Origin of the sequence: Arthrobacter crystallopoietes, from assembly GCF_017603825.1 — a bacterium.
Taxonomy (GTDB): Bacteria; Actinomycetota; Actinomycetes; order Actinomycetales; family Micrococcaceae; genus Crystallibacter; species Crystallibacter crystallopoietes_B.
This window is the reverse complement of sequence record NZ_CP072014.1, coordinates 1,878,857-1,902,986: the sequence shown is the minus strand read 5'-3', so window position 1 is coordinate 1,902,986 and position 24,130 is coordinate 1,878,857. Positions and strand designations below refer to the sequence as shown.

The window sequence follows — 24,130 nt, the reverse complement described above, 5'->3', positions numbered from 1 at the left end:
CTAACGGCTCGGTCTGACGTATAGATGTTCAGCGAACGACGGCGGCGTCCGGCTCGGGCGCGAAGAGAGACTCGGCTGCGGGGCTGGCAGCAGCGCCGGAATCCAGCCGATCGAAGCTGAATTCACCGCCAACGATAGTGGCCAGCACCTCGAGGCCGGAGATATCCGGGGCGTCCAGCGGCGACCCGGAGAGCACGGCGAAATCCGCGAGCTTACCCCGGCGCAGGGTACCCTTCTGGTCGGCGGTGCCGGTGGCCCGGGCGGCCCAATCCGTGTAGGTCCGCAGTGCCTCCTCGGCGGTGAGGCCCTCGGCCGCTCCCCCGAGGATCTTGCCTTGCTCGGTTCGCCGGTCCACCCAGGACTGCATCGCGCGGAGCACGTTGTTGTCGGCCACCGGCAGGTCGGAGCTGCCGGCCACGAGAATGCCGGCGTCCACCAGCGAACGTCCCCGGTACAGCCAGCCTTCGCGCTCGGGCCCCACCAAGGCGGCAAACTGATCACCCAAAGGACCGATGAACGCGGCCTGCGGAGCCACGGCGATCCCGGCCGCAGCCACGGGCGCCAACTGGTCCGGCCGGGCGATGCCGAAGTGCTCGATCCGGTTGGGCAGGTGGTTGCGGCCGTAGCGCTCCTGGCAGCCGACGATGATCTCGGTGGCCAGATCGATGGCCGCATCGCCGATCGCATGCAGCGCGATCGGCCAGCCGGCGCGGTAGGCGGCGTCGACACGTTCGCGGTAGGCCTCGGGTGAATCCAGCAGGTAGCCGGTGTTGTGCTGGTGGCCGCAGTAGTCCTCGGTCACCGCCGCAGTCGCGCCCAGCAACGAGCCGTCCATGAAGACCTTCACCGGCCCCAGCGACACCCACTCGTCGCCGAAACCCGCAACGGCGCCAAGGTCCAGCCCACGGCCGGAGCCCGTGCCGTGCATATCCACGGCGTTGGCCTCGATCGGCCGCAGCGAATCAAGCGCGGGCATCAGCTGGGCGCGGGCGTGCAGCTTGCCGGCCCGCTGGGCCGTCAGATACGCCTGAACTTCCACCGGGCTGTGCCCGATCCAGCCGCCGCCAATACCGGCTTCGGTGAAACTGGTGATGCCTTCGGCTGCGTACCGTGTCGTCGCCGCGTCCAGCGCCTCGACAATGCGCTCCACCGGATACGGCAGCAGCAGGTTCTGGATCAGCTGCTGCGCGGACTCTTCGACCACGCCCGTCGGGTACCCGTCGGCCCCACGCAGCAAGGCACCGCCGGTGGGATCGGCAAAGCCGGGCTCGACGACGCCGGCCAGCCGCAGCGTGGCGGAGTTGGTGATGGACAGGTGCCCGGAGACGTGCCGCAGGTAGAGCGGCCGGTCGCCGGTGATCGCGTCAAGCCGGCGGATGTCAGGGAAGGCCCCGCCGTGGTGCTTGTGGTTGAAGCCGGTGCCGTTGACCCAAGCGTCGGGGGCGCCGCCGGGCAGCGCATCCAGCCTTTGGACCTCGGCTTCGAGCAGCGCATAGAGTTCCTCGAGGCCTCGCGCCTGCTCCAGTTCGACGGCGCCCAGACCCAGCCCCCACCAGGTGGTGTGGCAGTGGGCGTCGATGAAGCCGGGGACCACGGTGGCGCCGCCCAGCGAGACTTCCCGCTCGGCCGTGCACCCCTCAAGCTCCTCGTCGAAGCCGGCGATCCGCCCGCCCAGCACGCCCACAGATGTTGCCCGGGGACGGTCGGCCTCGAGGGTGATTATGTCGGCGTCGCGCAGGATCAGGTCCAACTTCATCGCGCGCCCTCTTCCACGGCAACCTCGGCCAGCTCTTCCGGCCCATTCGCGGTGCCCGGCGGCATCGTCTCCGGATCGGTCACCAGGTGCAGCAGCGCCAGCCGCCCGCTGGCCAGCGCACGATCCAGCGCGGGCCCGAACTCGGCGGTCGTCTCGACCCGTTCGCCGTGCCCGCCGAAGCTGCGGATCCAGTCGGCGAAGTCCGGGTTGAACATCGAGGTGCCGGACGGCCGGTCCGGGTAGTGGTTGCGCTGGTGCAGCACAATGGTGCCGTAGATACCGTTGTCCACCACGATCACCAGCGGGGCGGCACCGTGCGCCGCCGCCACGGCCAGTTCCTGCGCGTTCATCAGGAAGTCGCCGTCGCCGCAGACCGCCACCACCTGCCGCTCCGGCTCGATCAGCGACGCAGCAACGGCGGCCGGGACGGCCAGCCCCATGGCCCCGTTGCGCGGCCCGATCAGCGAGCCGAACCCGTGGTGCGTCAGGTAGCGGTGACCCCAGAGCGTCGCGTTGCCGGCGCCGTACGTGACCACCTTGTCCGCGGGCAGCCGGTCTTCCAGCACGCCGAAGGCCACGCCCAGGTCCACGCCGGGGCTGTTATCCGGCCGCGGGGTGGCGTACCGGCGCTGGTCCTCGGCGAGAGCTTCCATCCAGCTGCTCCCCCGGCTCCCGCGCGCCTCCGCGGCGGCCGGCAAAGCCGCAACGAACGACGACGGCGGCACGGCCAGATGCAGGTCGATCCGGCCGGAATGCGTCGCGGCATCCGGGTCCGGCAGCACCAGCACGGTCGGCGCCTTGAATCCCTTGGTGTAGCCGTCGCTGAGCACATCGGTCCGCCCGCACCCGACAAACACCAGCAGGTCCGCCTCGTCCAGCCGGGCAGCCAGCGTGTCCGCGCGGCCGTAGCCCAGCCAGCCCGCCCACGCCGGAGAACCATGCGGAACGACGTCGTACGCCCGCCAGTCCGCGGCCACCGGAACCTGCGCGTCAGCCGCCCACCCGGCGAGCTTTGTACCGTCGTCGCCCCAGCCGTCCCCGCCGGCCACAATCAGCGGCCGGTCGGCTGCGGCCAGCCGGCCGGTCAGTTCCTCCATCGCGGCCCGCGGCGGCACCGCAGTTGCCAGCGCGCGCGGCGGAACCACGTCGGCGTCGGTCAGCCGGACCAGCACGTCCTCCGGCAGCCCGATCACCACCGGCCCGGGCCGGCCGGAGACCGCCAGCTGCATCGCCTCGGCCACGGTCTCCGCCGCGCGGTGTTCGTCGTCGAGCACCACCACACGCTTGGCCGTCGTCGAGAACCAGCCCTCCAGGCTGAACTCCTGGAACGAATCCCGGCCCCGGTCCGCCACCGGGATCAGCCCGACGAAGAGCACCAGCGGCGTCGCGTCCTGCCACGCGGTATGCACGGCGATCATCGCGTTCGCCGCGCCCGGACCGCGGGTGACCATCGCGATCCCCGGGATGCCGGTCTTGCGCCCCTCGGCCAGCGCCATGAACCCGGCGCCGCCCTCCTGGCGGCAGACCACCGTGGACACGGGCGAATCGTGCAGCCCGTCCAGCACGTCGAGGAAGCTCTCCCCCGGGACGGAATACACGCGGCGGACGCCGTGCGCCTCAAGCTGGCGGACTATCAGGTGGCCGGCTGACTGGGACATAGTGTGGAGCTCTTTCATCAGGAAGGTCGACGCCGGAAGCGGATCGAGCCTCGGCGGCAGGTCGTCGTCGTACGTTGAATTTAGTGCTTGAAGCCGGGCAGGTCCACGCTCATGCGCGGGGCCACGGCACCGGCGACGGCGGTGAACAGGCTCAGGAACACCAGCATCGCGGCGGCCGGCCACCAGTGGTTTCCGGCCGCGGCCACCATGCCGGTGGCCAGCAGCGGCACGAAGCCGGAGAGCATGCCGGCGGTGTTCTGCGCGAAGCCCACGCCGGTGTAGCGGGTGCGGGCCGGGAACAGGCCGGTCAGCACCGTGCCGGAGGCGGCGTACGGGAAGGACAGCGTTGCCACCGCGAGGACCATGCCGATGACCACCAGCACGGGGTTGCCGCTGGCCACCAGCATGAAGGACGGAACTGCGGCAATGGCGGAGGCGATGCCGCCCACCAGGATCACGCGGCTGCAGCCGAACCGCTCGCCCAGCCGTCCGCCCAGGATCAGGATGGGGATTTCCACGATGGCGGCGATCATGCCGCCCAGCAGCATCAGCCGGGGAGAATAGCCCAGGATGGCCACACCGTAGTAGACCACAAACGCGGTCACCAGGTAGAAACCGCCGACGCCCAGCAAGGCCGCGGCCATGCCGATGATGATGTGCTTCCAGGACTCCCGCAGCGTGGTGCGAATCGGGGCTTTCTCCACCTGGTCGTGCTCCATCAGCTCGGTGAAGACCGGGGACTCTTCGAGCCGGCTGCGGATGTAGAGAGCAATCAGGAGCATCGGGATGGCGGCCAGGAACGGGATGCGCCAGCCGAACGAGTTGAAGCTCTCCTGCGAGAAGAACAGCGTCATCAGGAAGAAGCCACCCGAGGAGAGGATGGTGCCGATGGGCGAACCAATCTGCGGCATTGCCGCGTAGCGGGCACGGCGCTCCAGCGGCGCGTTCTCCACCACAATGGTCATCGCACCGGACCACTCGCCGCCCACAAACAGGCCCTGGAACACGCGCAGCAGCACCAGCAGCACCGGAGCAGCAATGCCGATGGCAGCGTAGGTCGGGAGCAGGCCGATCAGACCGGTTACCGCGCCGATACCCACAATCGTGACCATCAGCGTCTTGCGGCGGCCGATCCTGTCACCCATCGCACCGAAGAACATGCCGCCCAGCGGACGCGCCACCAGGCCCACGCCGAAGGTGGCGAAGGAAGCCAGCGCCGCCGCCGTGGCGTTCTCGTTGGCGAAGTACTGGACGTTGAACACCAGCGCAGCCGCGGCGCTGAAGAGGAAGAAGTCGTACCACTCCATCGCGGTGCCGATGAGGGCGCCCATGGAGACCTTCATCGCCTCCTTGTCGGTAATCTTCCGGGTAGCCCCGGCCTCGAGGTTCAGGGTCTGTGACATGGTGCCTCCACGCTTGGTGTACGGACGTGCCCGTTGCGCCGAACGGTGCGCAACGGACTGGGAATGCATCCAGCCTGCCAGAGTGCGCCGCATCACACCCGCACGAAAAGTCGCGGGTTTCGACGGCTAGAATGTGCAAAAGCACAAAAATCGGGGCGGATAACACCATGGCAATACCCAGGAAACAAAAGAACGACGACGACGCCGCGTCGGCCGCCCGCTGGAACGGCCTGCTCGACCAGCTCTCTGTGGACGTGCTGACGGACCAGTTCATCGAGCGCGTCCTGCAGCTGGACGACTACCGGGACGGCGTCCTGCCCGCCAGCGAGATCCGCCGCACCGGCGCCGCCTCGTTCGCCTCGCTGATCGAAAGCCTGCGCCCGGGTGCGGACAGCGACCGGCTTGTGGCCGAGCGGCAGAACATCTCCCTCGACGTCGGCGTCTCCCGCGCCCGCGCCGGAATCCCCGTGGAATCGCTCATGACGGCCATCCGGATCGACTTCACCGTTATCTGGGGCGAGCTCATGGCTCTGGCGGATCCGGGCGACGCCGAGCTGCTGGTCCGCCGGGCCGAGACCGTGTGGCAGGTGGTGGACTCCTACGCCGCCCAGACCCAGGCCACCTACATCGCCGAGCGCCAGCGCATGGCCCAGGAAGCATCCTCCGTGCGGCAGGGCCACGTCGCCACCATGTTCGGCCCGGTCAGCCCGGCCCCGCAAATGCTCACCCGCATCGCCAACGAACTCGGCATCGACGAAGACGCTCCCCTCGTCGTGGCAGCAGCAACAACGGACGACGCCGCCGCCCTCCGCGTCGTCATTGCCGCGGCTTCCCGTCGTGGCACGGAGGTATTCACCCACCCGCTGCCCGACGGACTGGTCGCGTTTTGGGCAGCTGACGACCGCCCCGGCAGCGCAGTCCGCGAAGCCATCGAGCAGGTTCGGCAGATCAGGTGCGGCCTGGTTGAACAAGTCCGCGGACTAGCTGACCTGCGCGTCGCCGCCCAGGCAGCCCGGGCTCTGGCTTCCCTGGTTGAAGACAGCGACCAGCAGGCGCTCACTATGCGCAACGCCTGGGCCCGACTGGCCCGATACCGCCTCTCGGAAACCGGCGTCCCCGTCGTCCCTGACGTCGAATCGGCGCTTGCTCAAAGTGGACCGGTGGAACGGACTCGGCTGGAGGAAGCAGTCCGCTCCTATCTAACCACCGGCAGCATCGCCCAGTCCGCCGACCAGCTCTTCTGCCACCGCAACACCCTTATGAACCGGCTCCGCCGCTTCTCAGACCTCACCGGCATCGACGTCACCATCCCCCAACAAGCCGCCCGCCTCGTCGTCGCCTGGTCCTAGCCGCGGAACGCCGAATTTGCTGTCGGGCCGCGAATATGAAGACCACCGCGCGAACCGGCATCCTTCACCAGAATCCGCGGCAGCGACTCTCCGGATGATGCCGAAAGTCCATAGCCGCGTCAGCAGTTTTCCCGCTCAGCGGGATCTTCCTAGAGGTGCGCTCCTGTGACATACGACACTCTTGGGACAGGCTTTCGAGGTCATTCTGGAGAGGTTCCAACTGGTCCTCCCACTCCTTAGCCGGTTTCTTATTCCATACGTCTTCAGGAGCGAACATGACAGAGACGATGCTGGCAGCAAGGATGCACGATGTCAGCGCACCGATGTTGCTTGAGCGAATACCGACGCCCGAGCCTGGTCCGTCGGATGTGCGGGTTCGAGTCAAAGCCTGCAATATCGTGCCCAATCTGGCCAATGTCCTGCAGAACTGGACGACCTGGTTTCCACAGAATCCGCTCCCCTCTTTGCCCGCCATCTTCGGACTGGATCCCGCGGGTGTGGTGGACGCGGTCGGTACAGATGTGAAGGGCTTTAAGCCCGGTGATCGCGTTTATGTCAATCCCGGCCGCTACTGCGATTCATGTCGTGAGTGCCGGTCGAATAATCGCATGCACTGCCAGAACTTTGCTTTCTCCGGATACTTCGGTCTGACCCCGTCCAGCGGAATCATGCTCGACCGGTATCCCTACGGCGGCCTCGCCGAATACACCATCGCACCGCAGTATTCGCTGGTGCGCTTGCCCGAGAGCATCAGCTTCGAGACCGGAGCCCGGCTGGGATACCTAGGGACGGGCTTTGCCGCCCTCCGCAAGGCGGGAGTTGGGCCGACGACAACTGTCCTCATCAACGGAATCAGCGGGACTCTAGGTTTAGGGGTGGCGCTGTTCGCATTGGCGTTGGGGGCGCCCATGGTTCTAGGTACCGGCCGCAACCGGGAACTGCTGGACGAGGTGAAAGCCTTGGATCCACAAAGAATCCACACTCACTCGCTGGCAGACGGACCGGTGGACGGCTGGGTCAAAGAACTCATTGCCGAAGGCGTCGACGTCCATATTGACGCCCTCGGCCCAGGCGCGGACCACTCCGTCTTCAATGAAGGACTGAAGTCGCTGAGAAGGGGTGGAGTCGCGGTAAACATTGGTGCCACGGCCGGCCCTGTGCCTATCGATGTTCATCACATGATGGACCAGCAGCAGAAGCTCATCGGGTCCTGCTGGTTCAGCGCCGGTGAGGGGCAGGCAATGGTTGATATGGCCGCGTCCGGAGCGGTCGACCTCTCAGTCTTCGAGCACATCGTGTACCCGCTCGAACAGGTCAACGACGCCATTTCGGGCATCTCAGTCCGAAACGGCGGATTCAGCAATTTCATCATCTCCCCCTCCTGAACGGAACATGCCATCAGCAGCTAGGAGGCTGTAATGGAACAAAACGGAACAAGAACACTGCGAGTAGAGAGCCGGCAGTACGAGGCCGACGGCGTCGTTGCCCTTTGGCTGACCGACAGCGAGGGACACGACCTGCCAGCGTGGTCACCTGGGGCGCATATCGAACTCGATCTGGGGTCCGGCATCCTCCGTCAATACTCTCTGTGCGGCCCGGTTAGTGACCGTAAGCGCTGGCGCATATGTGTCCTCCGGGAAGAGAACGGACGGGGTGGCTCCCTTCGCGTATGTGACGACCTCAAGGCTGGCGATCACATCGCAGTGCGAGGCCCACGGAACAATTTCGAACTGAAGCCAACTGGCAGGTATATCTTCATCGCTGGGGGAATCGGGATAACCCCGATCCTGCCCATGATCGAACAAGCAGAAGCCGAAGGCACTCCTTGGACTCTCACATATGGAGGAAGAAGCCTGGTCAGCATGGCGGAGGCGGCGCAGCTCCAAGATCGCTATTTGGACAAGGTAGTCCTGTGGCCACAGGACGAAAAGGGGCTTCTGGACCTGCAGGGCATTATTCGTACGGCAGGAGACGATGCGCTGCTATACGGCTGTGGACCCGAGCCGATGCTCAAAGCCCTCGAGTCGGCCACGCAGGCAGCTGGGGTTGACCCCGTTCGGGTGCGGACCGAACGGTTCGCGCCCAAGGCGATCGAGGAAACGGCCCGCGACGACGCTTTCGAGGTCGAATTCGCCAAGTCCGGAATCACCCTCAACGTCGGCCCAAACGCTTCCATTATGGAAGTCGCGCGCTCCGCTGGCGTGCCAGTGCTTTTTTCCTGTGCTGAAGGCACCTGCGGAACCTGCGAAACCCCGGTCATCTTCGGGAAAGTTTGCCACCGGGATTCGGTACTGACGCAGGAAGAGCAAGACGGGAACGAATCTCTGATGATTTGCGTCAGTCGTGCGGCAGGTCAGCGGCTGGTGCTCGACCTCTAAAACCACTCCGGATCCTTGCGATCCATTCCACCGAAGACAATTTCACCTCGAGTACAAGGACGTACACCATGACTACACAATCCACATCGAACGCCGCCCCAGCAACAGGACGTTGCCCGTTTGCCGGCGGAGCGGGCAATGAGTTTTCCTTCTTCAAGGGTGGCTATCAGCAGGATCCCGCAGGGTCTCTGAGTTGGGCCAGGGCGAATGAGCCCGTTTTCCACGACGAGGAAACCGGATACTGGGTCGTTACCCGGCACGAAGACGTGAAGAAGGTATTCAGCGACTCCGCGTCCTTCTCGGCCGCAATTACTTTGGCTCCCGTGACACCGCCATCGCAGGAGGCAGGCGAGATTCTGGGGAAATATGCATTCGGGCCCACACCGGTGCTCGTGGATTCAGACCAGCCGGTGCACCGCAAAATCCGGCGGCTTAATGCGCCCGTCTTTATGCCAGAGAATATCGATCCACTGGAAGGTTTTATCAGGGACACGACCAACACCTACATTGACCGGTTCGTCGACCGCGGACACGCAGATCTCATCGCCGACCTGCTCTGGGACCTGCCCTGCCTCATCGCCCTCGAATTCCTCGGAGTCCCTGACGAGGACGTCGACACGGTCCGTCTCCTGGCTACTTCGATGACGGAGTTCCTTTGGGGGCAGCCGTCGCCGGAGGACGAGTTACGCGCCGCAGATGGACTGGGTAAGTTCTGGGCAATGGGCGGGCGGATCGTCGAAAAACTGAAGGAACTGGAAAACCCGCCAGGCTGGATCGGGCACACCATCAAACTTCAGCGTGAGTATCCGGACCTGTTTCCCGACTCGTATTTGCAGACAAATGTGATGGGCGGAACCATGGCCGCCCACGAAACCACAACAAACGCGACGGCGAATGCGTTGGTAACGCTGCTGCGGAACCCTGAGCAGTGGGATGCTATCTGCCGGGATCCGTCGCTGATTCCCAGTGTCGTCGAGGAATGCCTGCGTCACAGCGGCTCAGTGGTGGCGTGGAGGCGGAAAGCCAAGACGGACGTCGAGGTCGGCGGCACAATAATCCCGGAAGGTGCCAAGGTCCTCATGGTCATTGGGTCCGCGAACTATGACGAGCAGGTCTTCGACGCGCCGGACGATTTTGATCCGGAGCGTCCGAACAACGGTGAGCACGTGGCCTTCGGCCATGGACCACACATGTGCCTAGGCAATCACTTAGCTCGTCTGGAAATGCGGGTATTCCTGGAGGAATTGACGCGCCGCCTCCCTGGGATGCGGTTGAGTGACCAGGAATTCCGTTACATGGCGAACACTTCTTTCCGCGGTCCTGAGGAACTTCGGGTCAGCTGGGATGTGGCGCCGGCAGCAGCCAGGGGTTCGGCAGATGCGTGATCTGGTGCCCGCGCAGAGAACGAGAGTCCGTAACAGGGCTAGGATCAGACCCGTCGAGCCATTGATGTCTCGAACTGACTGTGGGGTGTTTGGGGGAAATATGGCTGGGAACAGCGCAATGCCGGGTCAATCAGTTGTCAGCAAAGTTGTAGCAATTCTGATGGCATACTCCGGGGACCGGATCGAGCTGAGCCTGACAGAGATTTCGCGGGCGTCGGGGTTGCCAACCAGCACCGCACACCGGCTAGTCCAGGATCTGGTCGAGTGCGGCGCCTTGGAACGCACGCCCTCCGGACAGTACGTCGTGGGGTTGAACCTGTGGGGCATCGCGGCGCACACGCCGCACAGTTTCTCCCTCGGCGAGGCAGCCATGCCCTACCTGCAGCAACTGCTGGATGCGACGGGCGGCCATGTCCACCTTGCCGTACTGCATGGACCTCAGGCATTGGTGTTGGAAAAGCTGTCCCCACCCGAAGCGGACGAGAGAATTTCCCGCGCAGGAAGCCATCTTCCGTTACACGCTACTGCTGCCGGACAAGTCCTCCTCGCTTACGGCCCCCGCGGCCTGGCGGACGGGATCCTCCGGACTCCGCTGGACGTTTACACCGCCAAAACCCTCACGGACCCCGGTGACCTGGATAACCGATTAGCTGTCGTTCGCCGGCAAGGAGTGTCTAGGTCTTGCAGCGAGTTGGTCACCGGCTTGGATGCCTGTGCCGCGCCTGTTTTCGGGGAGCGCCGGACGCTGGTGGGTAGCATTGGCGCCATCATTCCTGCTGGGTCAGCGTCGTTACAGGACGTGGAGCGGTCAGTCAGGGCAGCAGCCAAGGAACTGACGGTGTTCCTCAACGGTCCTGCCCGGGAAACCTTTTCAGGGCCCTTGTTCCGTCCGGTGCTGCGCCATTGGGATCGGAACGAGACGAGGGACCGTGCCGGATGACCGACACCGGCCAAACTGATGGCGTTATCAGGACCAGTACTCACAACGAACAGGAGGTAAGGATGCAACGACGGGTAGTGACCGGAGTCGACGAGTCCGGAAAATCGATAGTAGTGAAGGACGGACAGCCACCGGTATCCCGCAACTACGTACACACTCCAGGATTTGCCGATGCACTCATCTGGCGGACAGATGCGAGCGTCGCCCCGGCAACCGAAAGCGTCGACAGGCCCTTGGCCTGCTTCGTACCCAGTGCCGGTGAGACTGTCGCGTTGACCATTACCTTCCCTCCGGGCACGGTCTACACAGACCCAGCCTTCGATCCGGAGGCTGCCAGCTCCGAAGACCAGGCGATGAACCCGGGCCTCTACGAACTCTTCGAGGCCGACGCCCCGGGGATGCATACGTCTCCAACAGTCGACTACGCGGTCGTGACCCACGGCGAACTAGTCCTGGAACTAGATGACGGCGTGACAGTACCACTGACCGTTGGAGACATCGTGGTACAGAACGCGACCCGGCATGCATGGCGAAACCCGACGGACGCACCGGCGACGATCTTCATCGTGCTAATGGGATCTGCCGTCGTCAACTGACAAGTCCGCACACAACAAGCCATGGGCAAACCCACCCTATAAGGGCGGATCGAGCAAAGCTGCGCCCTGAAAGCCAAAAACGAGGAGTATCAAATGAAACTAGTGTCCTACACGCATAACGGTGAAGAGTCGTTCGGAGCCGTTATCGGCGAGAACGTAGTGGACTTGCGTGGACCATCCAGCTGCGGAAACCTGGCCGAGTTCGTAGGCAGTAATGCCTTCGCCAATCGAGAGGAACTGATTAGGGGCATAGATTCGACACCGCTAAATCAGGTAACCCTCCTGCCTCCAATCCCGAGGCCGGAGAAAATCGTCTGTGCGGTGCGGAATTACATGGACCACCATAAGGAAGTGCTGGCAGCAGGAATGCAGCGGGAACTCACCGAGTATCCGCCGATTTTCCTGCGCGTGTGGAGGTCGCAGTCGGCGCATGGCCAGCCAATTGTTCGTCCACGGGCCTCCGAATCGCTGGACTGGGAGGGCGAACTCGCCGTGATCATCGGCAAGGAAGGCCGGGATATTGCAGAGGACGATGCTTGGGATCACGTTGCCGGTTACAGCTGCTACAACGACGCCAGCGTACGTGAATGGCAATTCCATGCGAAGCAGATAGCCGCTGGAAAAAACTTCGAGAACACCGGCGGCTTCGGTCCTTGGCTGGTGACTGCCGATGAGGTAGTTCCCGGACAGACGCTGAAGATCACCACCCGCCTGAACGACGAGGTCGTCCAATCCGGGGATACCAGCCACCTGATCTTTTCCGTTCCGCAGCTGATCAATTACGCGTCCACCATATTTACTCTTGTACCGGGCGATGTGATTGTCACAGGCACGCCCGCGGGCGTGGGATGGAGCAGGAAACCCCAACGATTCATGAAACCCGGGGACACTGTCGAGGTTGAGATCGAATCGATCGGGATCTTGAAGAACCCTGTTACGGCCCAAGGGTGAGTGACCGGTGACCCTGTACGAAGTCCGTAAACGATCTCTGTCAATCGAAACCGTATTCCACGAAGGTGGACCCGCACCCGAAATCCCGGTGCGGATGGGCGCGGCCTGCGCCGTCGTCAGCAACCCGTACGCCGGGCGCTATGAGAAAGACCTGCTGCCCTTCATGACCGAACTGCGAGCTTTGGGTACAGAACTGGCTACGGAGCTGGCGGACGCAATGGGCGGGCCGGAACGGATCGAGGCCTATGGAAAAGGCGCCATCGTGGGCGTTGGCGGTGAGACCGAGCACGGTGCAGTCTGGCACGAAGCCGGCGGCTGGGCTATGCGGCAGGTCCTGGGTGACCCGCCGGCGATGGTCCCCTCCGCCAAGGCCGTCGCGTCCGCAGGCTACCGGCTCATGGTGCCGATGCACTACATCCGCGCCGCATACGTACGCAGCCACTACACCGCTATGGAGATCGGGCTCCAGGACTCCCCCCGGCCAGCGGAGATTTTGTTCGCTGTGGTGATGGCCGACGGCGGCCGGATCCACTCTCGGTTGGGTGGACTAACCACCGATGCCGTGAGCGTCCATGATGGTCAACGCTAGTTCGCTGTCCCACGATTAATCGAGAAGGAGAAGCAATGCCTGAATACACACCCGCGCTGTCGCACTTCGGCGTTTTCGTTCACGACCTCGACCTGATGTCCAAGTTTTACTGTGATGTTTTCGGAATGGTCGTCACGGACAGCGGAGAGGGGCAAACGATGCCTTTCACCATCGCCTTCCTCAGCGGCAACCCCACCCAGCATCATCAACTCGCTCTAGCAACAGGGCGCGACCCTAACCAACCGAGCACTGTCATGCAGATTTCGTTCAAGATCAGCGAGATCGACAACCTGCGCGAGGCACGGCAGCGGGCCTTGGAACGCGGCGCAACCCAGATGCGCGGGCTTAACCATGGCAACGCCCTGTCCATCTACTTCGCGGACCCCGAGGGCAACACAGTTGAGGTGTACCTCGACACGCCTTGGTACGTAGCCCAGCCACACGGGGAGCCCCTAGACCTCGAGAAAGATGACGTGGAGATCTGGTCGGAAACAGAGCGAATCTGCCGCGCGGATCCCACTTTCAAAACTGTCGAGGAATGGCAAGCGGACTTCGCAAAGGTCTGAGCAGGCGGCACCATCGGTTCGCGATCGAGTGCAGGTGCCGGGACAGTACATCCGGGCACCTGCATCGCCATACTGAATCTCCTTGGCTCATGGCCCTGACACGCCTCACAGAGATGAACCCTTGTACGGAACGATGCAGAACATGTTGCTCTCCATCGCTCTTAAAAGAGCACGATAAGGCTACTCGGCAACCCCCACCAGATGCCGTCGGCCAAGTACGTTGACACGCTGCGGGAGGCGCTCACTCGGCGGAGTCCCGAGGGGTCTACCTACAAGACCAACCCCCAAAGGCGCGGTGGGCGGCGGCCGCTTCTCTGTAGCGGCTCCTCGCCTTTAGCCCGCCTAGCTAACGCAGCCGGCCACTCAGCTTTCCGCGTCGCGTTCGTCGTCTTTGATAGCCTGACGGAACGCCCGCACCCCGTTGGAGAGTCTGTCCTTCGTTGATCGGACTCGGTCGAGTCCTTCGTTGCCGAGGTTCACGGCGGCGCCGACGCCCTCTGCGCCTGTCTCAAGCATCTTGTCCTTCGCCCCTACGACCGCATCTCGCCAACGCTGCGCTTCTAAGGACTCGCGGCCAGTCTCGATCCCAAGCCTCTCATGGAAGTCGATGACGCCGGTGGCGACGTAGTTGCTTGAATGCACTATCGAGCGGGAAGAATTCGGGTGTAGCAGTACCTTAGTATTGGCCCATTTGGCGGCCGCATCGATCCGAGCCAACATATGCTCGGTGCTCCGCGAGATGAGTTCCAACCGGTTCTGCCGCGCAGCCCGGAGTCCGATGCGATGCCGGTCCAACTCATCTGGAGAAGCATCCAGCACGCGGTCGAGTTCCAGCAAGGCGATCGCATCCTGCAGTTGGAAGCAACGCGCCAGAACGGCGAGCCATTCCTGGATCTTGGACTCGACTTCCTTCGACACCTTCGCGAGATCGCCGATCTTGGCCTTGTGGTCCACCTTCTCGGCGAGTGCGTCAAGCTGACGCAACGCGTACCCCTGAGTCCGCGCAATCGTCGCCGACGTGGCCTGAACCTTCGACCACGTGACCTCGGAGACCCGGCCAGTCTTGTTTCGGACGGTCATGGCCTCCTCGATGAGGAAGTCCACACCGATCATGTCCGCCAGTACGGCGTCCCTCTGGGTGCGGAGAATGTCGTCGACCTTCTCATCGATCGCGGCGAGATAGTCGGTGATCTCGTCCATGGCCTGTTGCATCGCAGCCTGCTGCATGATGCCGGCGGCACCAGACAGAATCGCCGGGTTGGTCAGAAGCGATCCGGGCGTGTTCACCACTTCGAGGATGCCCTTGATCTTGCCATTCTCCGTCAACACTGCACGGCTGAAGCCCGTCTCCGAACCCTTCATAAGATTGTGTTTCTTAGCAAGCTGCGCAGACTTCTCAGTCAACTTCACCCAGCGACCTGAGTTCGCTGCAATCTCAGACCCTGCCTGTACCACTCCAGACGCGGCACCGATGGCAGGTCGGAGCCGTTGCAGCCCGAGTTCCCTCGATGGCAATCCCTCCGAGACGAGAAAGCGTTCAACAGCCGTGGGGGCCCCGATGACAGCGAGGCCATCGCCGTCGCAGATCAGCTCAATTTCGTTGTCCACCATCGAAGACACTTCGGTTCCCCCAACTAAAAATGAATTGTTTGACCCCCTCAGAGTACAAGCCGACAGCGACAAAATGGCTGTCGAACGAAAGGTGACTACAGCGACGGCACCAAATGCGCCCAAGGCTTGAGCTGCTCGACGGCGATAGCGGATACGGAAGACAGTGTGGTCGTCGAAGGGGGTCCGACGATCTGCACGCCGGTGGGGATGCCGACGTCGGCGAGGCCGCTGGGGACGGCGAGTACCGGACCGTCTGTGGAGTTGTTACTTGCGGCCATCCGAATCGACTTCATCGTTATCTGGGGTGAGCTCATGGCCCTGGCCGACCCGGGCGACGCCGAGCTGCTGGTGCGCAGGGCGGAGACGGTGTGGCAGGTGGTGGACTCCTACGCCGCCCAGACCCAGGCCACCTACATCGCCGAGCGCCAGCGCATGGCCCAGGAAGCGTCCTCCGTGCGGCAGGGCCACGTCGCCACCATGTTCGGCCCGGTCAGCCCGGCCCCGCAAATGCTCACCCGCATCGCCAACGAACTCGGCATCGACGAAGACGCTCCCCTCGTCGTGGCAGCAGCAACAACGGACGACGCCGCCGCCCTCCGCGTCGTCATTGCCGCGGCTTCCCGTCGTGGCACGGAGGTATTCACCCACCCGCTGCCCGACGGACTGGTCGCGTTTTGGGCAGCTGACGACCGCCCCGGCAGCGCAGTCCGCGAAGCCATCGAGCAGGTTCGGCAGATCAGGTGCGGCCTGGTTGAACAAGTCCGCGGACTAGCTGACCTGCGCGTCGCCGCCCAGGCGGCCCGCGCCTTGGCCTCCCTCGTCGAAGACGACGATCAGCAGGCGCTGACCATGCGAAACGCCTGGGCACGCCTAGCCCGACACCGCCTCTCGGAAACCGGCGTCCCCGTCGTCCCCGACGTCGAGGCCGCGCTCGCGCAGAGCGGACCAGTGGAACGAGCACGACTGGAGGAGGCAGTCCGCTCTTACCTAGCCACCGGCAGCATTGCCCAGTCCGCCGACCAGCTCTTTTGCCACCGCAACACCCTCATGAACCGCCCCCGCCGCTTCACCGACCTCACCGGCATCGACGTCACCATCCCCCACCAAGCCGCCCGCCTCGTCGTCGCGTGGTCATAGTTCACCCACTCGTTAAAGGGGCGACTAAGCACATCAGAAGGAATCCGTCGATGGCTAGGACTCCTACTTGATGGAACGGCTAACCTAAGGATGAGTATTGGAGGCCTATAAATAACCGAGAACAGAGGCGCGACGCCATGGCAGTGGACTTTATCCAACTACCCATATCTGATTTGACAATAGACGCGCAGTTTAGAGGCGGCACATCTGGTCATGTTGGTGATGATCCAATTTCCAAACTAATGGGAGTCGGCAATCAGGGCGGTTTTCGACTCATGGGTACAGGACGTGCTCGATTGGCTGTGCTCGTCACCAACTCTTCTGACCCAGACTGGCCTGACGGACTAGATCCTGAGACGGGAATTTTCACCTACTTCGGAGATAACAAGGCGCCAGGCCGAGACCTGCATGGGACTCCCAGGCGCGGAAATTCCTTCTTGAGAGAGCTGTTTACAGCGTACGAAAAGCCTGCCGCCGTTCGTAAGCTCATGCCACCGGTCTTCTTATTTGAATCAACGGGAGTTGGCCGCGATGTTCGTTTCCTTGGTCTCGGGGTGCCTGGTGTCAACGGATCAACGACTGAAAGTTCGCTCGTTGCTATCTGGCGAACTAAAGACAATCAGAGGTTTCTGAATTACCGGGCTCAATTCACTGTACTTAATGTGGAACGCATCGAGCGGCGGTGGCTAACCGAGCTTCAGTCCGGCGTGGCCTTTGAAAAGCAGCAATTCATGCCTGCGCCCTGGGAACGCTGGATTGAAAACGGCATTCGAATACCGCTGGAAGCGCCTAAGACGGTGCGTTATCGCAGTAAGAACGCTCAGCTCCCTAATGAACCCAGGCAGAAGAATCTCATACATACGATCTACCATCACTTTCGTGAGGATCCGTACGCATTTGAGGACTTCGCTGCTTGGATCGCTAAATTGCATTTAGGAACGGTGGTTTCGTACGACGTTACGAGGAGGCATCGCGACGGGGGGCGAGACGCTCTAGCCAAGTTCCGAATAGGTCATGGTGACGGCGCGATATTCGTTGACTGCGCCATCGAGGCAAAATGTTATGAGTTGTCTAATGGAATCGGTGTCCGCGCCGTCTCTAGGCTCATCTCAAGACTTCGTCATCGGCAATTCGGAGTACTTGTCACGACGTCGTATGTCTCCAGCCAAGCTTATGAAGAAATAGTTGAGGATGGCCATCCTGTCGTGATCGTCGCGGCCAGGGATGTGGCGAAGACACTTATACAGGCAGGGTACAGCCGGTCAGAACACCTCTTGGAGCTCCTCATGAATGAGTTTCCGACGATCGAGGGCTCGATTTCTCATCCGAGCATATGACCGCGTGGTCTGTATGCAGCATCTGCAGGGCGCACGACCAGTTGGTGAATATCTCTTTTCGTCTTGAGTCGCACATACTCGGTAGCCTGACGCTAAGCATGGGATTCAAAAGGCCCACTCCAAATCGGAATGGGATTCTGCCGGCTGACGAGATCTGCCGCACCAGTGCCGCCTCGTTCGCCTCGCTGATCGAAAGCCTGCGATTTGGGACAGCTGTTAGCTATGGCGGATCCAGCGTGCAAACCACTGGCAGCATTGCCCTGTCGTCTAACCAGCTCTTCTGTCACTGCAGCACCCTAGAAACGTCTCCTCCGATTGACGCATCTAACAGGCATCGACGTTGCCCGCGCCGTTCAAGGCGCCTTCCTCGTAGTCGGGTAGTTTGTCTGCTTCTATCGCGTTTCTCATTGGATATGATGCCGGACGTACTCCGCTCTTGGCCTCGGCTCGGTACGATGCCATTATGCACCGGCTCCAGAAGCGCGACCACAGGGCGGGTGAGTGGAACAACCAACCAACCAACGCTTTGATTACGAACACAGTGCGCTGCCAGCCCTGACCGTATTATGGACAACACCCCGCACCCAAAGATGTCCCTCAGGCGACCAAATTGGATGTTGCGCAACTTTCCGGCAAGATCATCTGAGGCGTAATCGGTAGTTCTAATCTACCGATCTAGACAGGGGGGACACAATGAGCACGAACGTTATGACACAAATACACGCACTACTGGAGGACTGTGTATTACGCACCGTTTCACGACTCAGTGCTGAAGATACGCACCGCCCTTTTCACACCGCTCTTCTCACGAATGAAGTCGTCTTTTGGAGCCGATTCGAGCGCTCCTTCTCTACGTCCTTCGGACAGTCGGTCATCGAAAAAATATCGCGGCTGGTGGCCCTAGGTTCGGGAGCCACGGTCGCTGAGACGCAACACGACACCCATGTAACTCTAACTACGGTTCAATGGGAAGCGATCGAAGATATTGTTAGATCTTCAAGAGTCGCAGGCAACCTGTACCTACCAAATTGGCAGAATGACCTGGGCAAGGTACTTCAAGCCGGCGCGTACGGATCCCCGGATACACGACGGGTACGATCCGACCTCTACTGGGTCAAGGATGGCATCGAGAACTACATGAGCATCAAGACGGTCAAACCCAATATTGATCAGACTGCAGAAGCAAAGCGTGACCTCCTCAAATTGGGCGGCGAAGACTCCACTAGAAATGTGTACTTTGGCTTGTACTACAATCCCTACGGCGAAAGCCGATCCACCTACTCTTGGACCCCTCCCCTACGCGTATTCGATTTCTTGAACGACGAGCCGGTTCTCATTGGAAGGGACTACTGGGATACGCTCGGTGGCCCAGGTACGTACGAAAAGGTGCTGAGCGTAGCTGAACAGGTCGGTGCACAGACCAAACTCATCATAGAAAAGTACGCTCTCACGAAGTAGCCCAACGGCGAGTATTCATCGGCGTGCCAGAGAACGGCAGCTGTTGCATCGCCTGTGATTTACATCCGCGATGACGACACGCACGGCCAGGTGCCGCGGCACGCCCTGGTGTCGGTATAGCGTAGGTTTCGTGACCGAAACTTCTAGAAGTCCCGACGACTTGATCTCAGTTGCGGAAGCAGCTGATGTGCTCAAAGTTAGCCCGCAAAGAATACGCACCCTCCTTAGAACCGGTGAACTTGGAGGCCGACGCATTGGCCGCACCTGGGGAATAGCCGCCAACGACGTGCGGCGTTCGGCCCTAGAGCGCGGAACCCTTGTTATGCCTAAATCGCATCCGGAAGAACAATTGGATAAGGAAAAAATGAAAGTACTCAGTTTCTTTTCTGGAGCTATGGGACTAGATCTCGGATTAGAGAAAGCTGGACTCGAAACGGTTCTTGCGTGTGAATTCGACAGAACTTGCCGTCAAACGATTCAGTACAATAGACCTGATTTACCACTTCTCGGTGATATCTGGCAGTACTCGGCCGCCGACATACGAGCCATTGCAGGCCTAGGAGCCAACGAGGAGATTGATGTCGTCGCCGGCGGCCCGCCCTGTCAAGCATTTAGCACTGCAGGTGCGCGCCGTGGATTCGAAGATATCAGGGGTAACGTCTTTCTACACTTTATTGACTTGATTTCCGAACTCAACCCTAAATATGCGGTGCTAGAGAACGTTCGAGGCCTACTGTCTGCCGCGCTAAAACATAGGCCTCACAATCAGCGTGGCCCTGAATTCCCACCACTATCTGAAGAGGAGAAGCCAGGAGGCGCCCTTGCTTATGTGGTTCAAAAGCTTCGCGAGGCTGGCTATTCCGTTTCTTTCAACCTATACAATGCAGCTAATTATGGTAGCGCGCAAGTTCGCGAAAGAGTCATATTGATTTGCACTCGGGATGGGGAACGCGTGCCTTTTCTGAGCCCCACGAATTCCAACGATACTTCATTTGGCTTACCGCGTTGGAAAACTTTCAGAGAATCCGTTGAAGGCTTAGATGAGAATGATCTGAATCATTTGGAGTTTCCCGAAAACCGCCTCCGCTATTACAAACTACTCGGGCCAGGACAATATTGGAAACATCTGCCAGAAGAGCTGCAGAAGGAAGCGATGGGCAACAGCTATTTCAGTGGAGGAGGGAAGACCGGTTTCTTCAGACGCCTGGCTTGGGACAAGCCGTCCCCTACTCTTGTGACGCATCCGACAATGCCTGCCACAGACCTAGCGCATCCGGTGGAAAACCGGCCTCTAAGTGTTGAGGAGTACAAGCGGCTCCAAGATTTTCCCGATGACTGGATACTCCAAGGCAACTTAGTGTCGCAGTACAAGCAGCTAGGAAATGCTGTACCCCTGAAGTTGGGAGAAGCTATCGGAAAAGCTCTCCTAAATCACAATGCTGGCATATCCTGGACGGAACCTAGTGGATTCCCCTATTCAAGATACAAGCGAACCAGCGATAAAGATATACTTCTCGCTCCGACTGATAGTCGCACTCTGACGAAGGTCTAGGACGTCATCGCAATTTCATCTTAATCCATTGCTATTCGTCCTTTAAAAAGAAAGCTCAGCGGTGGCTCAGACGCCGCTCATAACTTTTGGCGACGGGAGGGATATATTGAATGCTTCATCATCTCAGGCATACGTAACGGTTCGCTCGGGCGCGTTGCCGACAATCCAATTTTTGAGGCAACAGAATCTTCACATAGATTCAAACTTATAGGGTGGATAAGAAACGTGCTGTATGAAGGCATGATGAATCGAGTTGAAGGAGGGCAGTTCCACAGTGACGGACAGACGATTCATGACGCTCGGTGATGTCGGTGCGGAGCTGAATATTTCCTCTACACAGGCATATGCATTAGTGCGCTCCGGCGAGCTGCCTGCGATCCAGGTTGGAGGCCGTGGTCAGTGGCGTGTGGAGATTCGGATTTTGGAGGAGTTCATTGCCAAAGCGTACGAGAAATCGGCCGCCGCCGCCCGGCTTACGAGTCCCCCCGAGGACGACGAAAACGCAGATGGTTAGCACAATCCCCTGCAGGTTTCTCGTTCGTTCTGCATGATGTATACGACAGTGCCTGTCCCGGGCGATCATGTCGCCGCTCTGGAGGAGTGAAGGAGTAACGACATGGATCCGGTAACCTCCGGAGGACACTGTGCGCCATCCGCTGTCGTCCAAGGCCCTTATCGGTACGAGCTAACCCGGCACTGGGTGGTATCGGACAATCCATCGATGCTCACCGTCGTCATGCTGAATCCTTCAACAGCCGACGCGACTCAAGACGATCCCACGATCCGCAGGTGCATAGGACTCGCAAAGGCGGCTGGAGCCGAAGGGCTGCGGATTGTTAACCTCTTCGCACTGCGTAGTACCGACCCGGGTGCTCTTGCTCAGGCCAACGACCCGATTGGACCAGAGAACGACGAGCACATCCTAACTGCCGCTAGGGAGAGCACTCGGATGGTCGCCGCGTGGAGCGCTCACCCATTTGCGGCACGCCGGGCGAACATAGTCTACGAGATGCTCCGGAATGAGGACGTCCCGCTTGAGTGCTGGGGAACGACCAAGGACGGACATCCGCGCCACCCGCTCTACTTACGTAATTCGAGTCAACTGCAATCCTGGAAACCGAGTAACCAATATTCAAGAGCGAACGAAAATGGCACACCGAAATGAGGAGTCAGGGGATGGTGAATTCGTGCTGGAATCGGGGCTGCGAGCTTTATGACTCGTCGTGTGCTGTCAGCTTCTCGGTCACGTGCCCGGCGCCCCACGGGCGCGGCGGATCTCCTATAGCGGTGCCTGGTGACCACTATCCATCGGCCCCGGTTGGATCCTTAGTCTGACTTCGCCAACATGTCGCCCAGCAATGACGCATCTTAACCGTGATCGTTTCGGGCAATTCGTGGCCCGTCGTCTTGGTGTAGCCGCGGGACTAATCCAGTTTTCTGGACTTCAAGCCGGCGATCCCGCCGTTACCCCTGCTTCCAGGCCACAGCACCCAGACGACGAAGACGCGTCCTTCGACGCGACAAATTGAGACCGCCGGTGCACGGAAACTAGTGCCTTTGGAGCGAAGGTCTCCAGCCGGTTCCCGCTCGGAAGTAGTAGGGAACCGCCACTACCGTGGCGTATTTATTTGGACGTCGCCCCATCTCTCACTGAGCTTGGCATCAGCGCTTCTTTCCAATCTCGGTGACATATATGCGAGACGAGAGGCAAGCGGTAGCACAACCGCACGACAGAGTACGTTGTCTGGTGATGTTCCGGAACTCCTAGCGATTATCGCAGTTTGGCTGACGGAACAATCGCGATGGTCGGCCCCGGCCACCGTCGGTCATTTCCCCGGTGGGGACGAGCTTGGGTTCCATGAAGCGGCGAAAGGTGTCGCGCATGAGCTCCTCTCCCATGACCGTCTCATGTAATCTGCGCAGGTCGCGCAGAGTAAATGCGCCGGTGAGCAAGCCCCCGGGATCTGGTTCGGCGGAGTAGGCGGTTCGAGTCCGTTCGATTGCTTTGGCGACGATGGCCGGGTGGTCGTAGGGCAGGTTAGGGATGTCGCCGCACAGGGGCAAGAGCTTAACACCAGTGGCCTTGATGGCTGGCTCCAGGTCTTGTATTGGAACGACGTCGACGTGAGCGACAGAAAGGATCCAACCGCGGGGATCCCGCTTCGGATCGTCGAATACATGCAGTTGTTGTGGTTGTCGCCCGGACACATGCGCCTTCTCACGCAGGGAGCGAAGCACTGCATCTGCCAACCGCTCCCCCTCGTGCAAAAAGGTGCCGGGAAGGGCCCACCCATGGCCAGGCACCTTGTCGTGCGCGACGACCAAGACACCGAGCTCGCCACCGGAAACTGTCAGTACCGCGGTGTCTACTGCTACTGAGGGGCAGGGATAGTCGCTCAGGCTCTTGCCGACGTCGTTAGTTTTAGCCACAGAACCCATTAAACGCAGGATTGCGCTAATTACCAAACTGCTCTATCTTTGAATTAGCGCGATGATGCGTAAAAGATTAACCGCCGGACCGACCTCTTTGGTTGAAGGGGCACCGGCGGCAGATTTGGGGGAATCATGAAGATCAGCACCTTACACATTGGAGCCGGCACCAAGCTCGGCCCGCTCACTCTCTTCCCGGTCTGGACCGAAGGCCGGGGCGCCGTCGGCCTAACGAGCGGTGCCGCCGCGAACCTCCAGGTCACGGAGTTGGCCTCCGGTCCGCAGGTTTCCAAACTGACCGTTAGCAACAAGGACACCAAGCCCTTTCTGCTGCTCGAAGGCGAACTGCTGGAGGGCGGCCATCAGCACCGGGTATGCGCCCGGGACGTGATCCTGGCACCGGGCGAAAGCCGCGACGTCGAAACGTACTGCGTGGAGCAGGGCCGCTGGGGCGGAGCTTCCGTTCACGGCCGCTCCGCACGGCGGGCGCCGCTGAACGTCCGGGCGGAGCTGAACCGCGAAACCCGTGGGCCGGAAACGCAGGGCAGGGTGTGGGAGCGGGTCGCCCGTTATCAGGGCCTGCACACGGTCTCCGGTTCCGGCTCGCTGGTTGACCACCTGGACGCCGGCACCCGTCACGCAGGTCTTGACCTTGCCAAGCTGCCGCAGCCGATCGAAGGCCAACGCGGCGTCGTCGTTGGTTTTGGTGGCAACGCCCTGATGCTGGAGCTTTTCGGCAGCCACCGTCTGTTCGTGCAGCACTACCGGCCGCTGGTGGAAGCGGCGTGGCTGGACATCCAGGTGTTCGCCGGCAACGTACCCAGCATCAAGACGCCGGCACAATCCGCCCGCGATCTCGCCGTACGGCTGACCGAGATGGGAGCCCGCCTGGATGGCTCGGCGATCACCACCGGTGACGGCCGGGTCACCGCCAGCGGCATCGCTTGGGCACCGCCGAAGCGGCTGCCAGCGTTGGCGCACCTGAGCAGCTGGGACACGCACCACCCAATGATGGCGATCTAACCGCCGCTGCT

General features: G+C 61.3%; 22 protein-coding genes. 16 read left to right on the top strand and 6 right to left on the bottom strand.

The window, feature by feature from the left end; all coding sequences use genetic code 11:
* Positions 1-28: 28 nt before the first annotated feature.
* The 3 genes from J5251_RS08780 to J5251_RS08770 form a co-directional block, all read right to left on the bottom strand.
* Positions 29-1,756, bottom strand: coding sequence for an amidohydrolase (locus J5251_RS08780; RefSeq protein ID WP_208575813.1), 1,728 nt, complete (start codon positions 1,754-1,756; stop codon positions 29-31).
* The gene (locus tag J5251_RS08775; RefSeq protein ID WP_208575812.1) at positions 1,753-3,414 is read right to left on the bottom strand and encodes a thiamine pyrophosphate-dependent enzyme; all 1,662 of its coding nucleotides are present in this window, start codon (positions 3,412-3,414) and stop codon (positions 1,753-1,755) included. Before J5251_RS08775 ends, J5251_RS08780 begins: the two co-directional genes overlap by 4 nt.
* Positions 3,415-3,494: 80 nt before the next feature.
* Complete coding sequence (locus J5251_RS08770; RefSeq protein ID WP_208575811.1) at positions 3,495-4,817, bottom strand: MFS transporter; 1,323 nt, start codon at positions 4,815-4,817, stop codon at positions 3,495-3,497.
* A gap of 167 nt (positions 4,818-4,984) precedes the next feature.
* On the opposite strand from J5251_RS08770, the gene J5251_RS08765 reads away from it, so the two are divergent.
* From J5251_RS08765 to J5251_RS08725, 9 genes are all read left to right on the top strand, one after another.
* Complete coding sequence (locus tag J5251_RS08765) at positions 4,985-6,166, top strand: helix-turn-helix domain-containing protein (protein WP_208575810.1); 1,182 nt, start codon at positions 4,985-4,987, stop codon at positions 6,164-6,166.
* A gap of 275 nt (positions 6,167-6,441) precedes the next feature.
* A complete protein-coding gene (locus J5251_RS08760; RefSeq protein ID WP_208575809.1) occupies positions 6,442-7,551 on the top strand; it encodes an alcohol dehydrogenase catalytic domain-containing protein in 1,110 nt (369 codons plus the stop codon).
* Between the two features lie 33 nt (positions 7,552-7,584).
* Positions 7,585-8,544, top strand: coding sequence for a PDR/VanB family oxidoreductase (locus J5251_RS08755; RefSeq protein WP_208575808.1), 960 nt, complete (start codon positions 7,585-7,587; stop codon positions 8,542-8,544).
* A gap of 68 nt (positions 8,545-8,612) precedes the next feature.
* Entirely contained in the window at positions 8,613-9,929 is a 1,317-nt protein-coding gene (locus J5251_RS08750; protein WP_208575807.1) for a cytochrome P450, read from the top strand.
* Positions 9,889-10,869: an IclR family transcriptional regulator gene (locus J5251_RS08745; protein ID WP_348272971.1), complete on the top strand. Its 981-nt coding sequence runs from the start codon at positions 9,889-9,891 to the stop codon at positions 10,867-10,869. The genes J5251_RS08750 and J5251_RS08745 overlap by 41 nt, the downstream gene beginning before the upstream one ends.
* 62 nt (positions 10,870-10,931) lie before the next feature.
* Positions 10,932-11,465, top strand: a complete 534-nt coding sequence (locus tag J5251_RS08740) for a cupin domain-containing protein (RefSeq protein WP_208575805.1) — start codon at positions 10,932-10,934, stop codon at positions 11,463-11,465.
* Between the two features lie 93 nt (positions 11,466-11,558).
* Complete coding sequence (locus J5251_RS08735; RefSeq protein ID WP_279633614.1) at positions 11,559-12,416, top strand: fumarylacetoacetate hydrolase family protein; 858 nt, start codon at positions 11,559-11,561, stop codon at positions 12,414-12,416.
* A 7-nt stretch (positions 12,417-12,423) separates the two neighbouring features.
* Positions 12,424-13,005 (top strand): amino acid synthesis family protein, encoded by a 582-nt coding sequence (locus J5251_RS08730; RefSeq protein WP_208575803.1) that lies wholly within the window; start codon positions 12,424-12,426, stop codon positions 13,003-13,005.
* A gap of 35 nt (positions 13,006-13,040) precedes the next feature.
* The gene (locus J5251_RS08725) at positions 13,041-13,571 is read left to right on the top strand and encodes a VOC family protein (protein ID WP_208575802.1); all 531 of its coding nucleotides are present in this window, start codon (positions 13,041-13,043) and stop codon (positions 13,569-13,571) included.
* Between the two features lie 363 nt (positions 13,572-13,934).
* On the opposite strand, the gene J5251_RS08720 is transcribed toward J5251_RS08725, so the two are convergent.
* Positions 13,935-15,182, bottom strand: coding sequence for a hypothetical protein (locus J5251_RS08720; protein WP_208575801.1), 1,248 nt, complete (start codon positions 15,180-15,182; stop codon positions 13,935-13,937).
* 95 nt (positions 15,183-15,277) lie between these two features.
* Positions 15,278-15,460: a hypothetical protein gene (locus tag J5251_RS08715; RefSeq protein ID WP_208575800.1), complete on the bottom strand. Its 183-nt coding sequence runs from the start codon at positions 15,458-15,460 to the stop codon at positions 15,278-15,280.
* On the opposite strand from J5251_RS08715, the gene J5251_RS08710 reads away from it, so the two are divergent.
* The 6 genes from J5251_RS08710 to J5251_RS20645 all read left to right on the top strand — a co-directional run bounded on the left by J5251_RS08710 (position 15,438) and on the right by J5251_RS20645 (position 21,831).
* Positions 15,438-16,319, top strand: a complete 882-nt coding sequence (locus J5251_RS08710; protein ID WP_208575799.1) for a helix-turn-helix domain-containing protein — start codon at positions 15,438-15,440, stop codon at positions 16,317-16,319. The genes J5251_RS08715 and J5251_RS08710 overlap by 23 nt on opposite strands.
* A 137-nt stretch (positions 16,320-16,456) precedes the next feature.
* Positions 16,457-17,656: a restriction endonuclease gene (locus J5251_RS08705; RefSeq protein ID WP_208575798.1), complete on the top strand. Its 1,200-nt coding sequence runs from the start codon at positions 16,457-16,459 to the stop codon at positions 17,654-17,656.
* A 693-nt stretch (positions 17,657-18,349) separates the two neighbouring features.
* Complete coding sequence (locus tag J5251_RS08700; RefSeq protein WP_208575797.1) at positions 18,350-19,114, top strand: TdeIII family type II restriction endonuclease; 765 nt, start codon at positions 18,350-18,352, stop codon at positions 19,112-19,114.
* Positions 19,115-19,244: 130 nt separating this feature from the next.
* The gene (locus J5251_RS08695; RefSeq protein ID WP_208575796.1) at positions 19,245-20,666 is read left to right on the top strand and encodes a DNA cytosine methyltransferase; all 1,422 of its coding nucleotides are present in this window, start codon (positions 19,245-19,247) and stop codon (positions 20,664-20,666) included.
* 292 nt (positions 20,667-20,958) lie between these two features.
* Complete coding sequence (locus J5251_RS08690) at positions 20,959-21,180, top strand: helix-turn-helix domain-containing protein (RefSeq protein ID WP_208575795.1); 222 nt, start codon at positions 20,959-20,961, stop codon at positions 21,178-21,180.
* Between the two features lie 102 nt (positions 21,181-21,282).
* Positions 21,283-21,831 (top strand): DUF1643 domain-containing protein, encoded by a 549-nt coding sequence (locus J5251_RS20645; RefSeq protein ID WP_208575794.1) that lies wholly within the window; start codon positions 21,283-21,285, stop codon positions 21,829-21,831.
* Positions 21,832-22,430: 599 nt separating this feature from the next.
* Here the strand turns inward: J5251_RS20645 and J5251_RS08680 are convergent.
* Entirely contained in the window at positions 22,431-23,096 is a 666-nt protein-coding gene (locus tag J5251_RS08680; RefSeq protein ID WP_208575793.1) for an NUDIX hydrolase, read from the bottom strand.
* A 135-nt stretch (positions 23,097-23,231) separates the two neighbouring features.
* On the opposite strand from J5251_RS08680, the gene J5251_RS08675 reads away from it, so the two are divergent.
* Entirely contained in the window at positions 23,232-24,119 is an 888-nt protein-coding gene (locus J5251_RS08675; RefSeq protein WP_208575792.1) for an ARPP-1 family domain-containing protein, read from the top strand.
* The last annotated feature ends 11 nt before the right edge of the window (positions 24,120-24,130 follow it).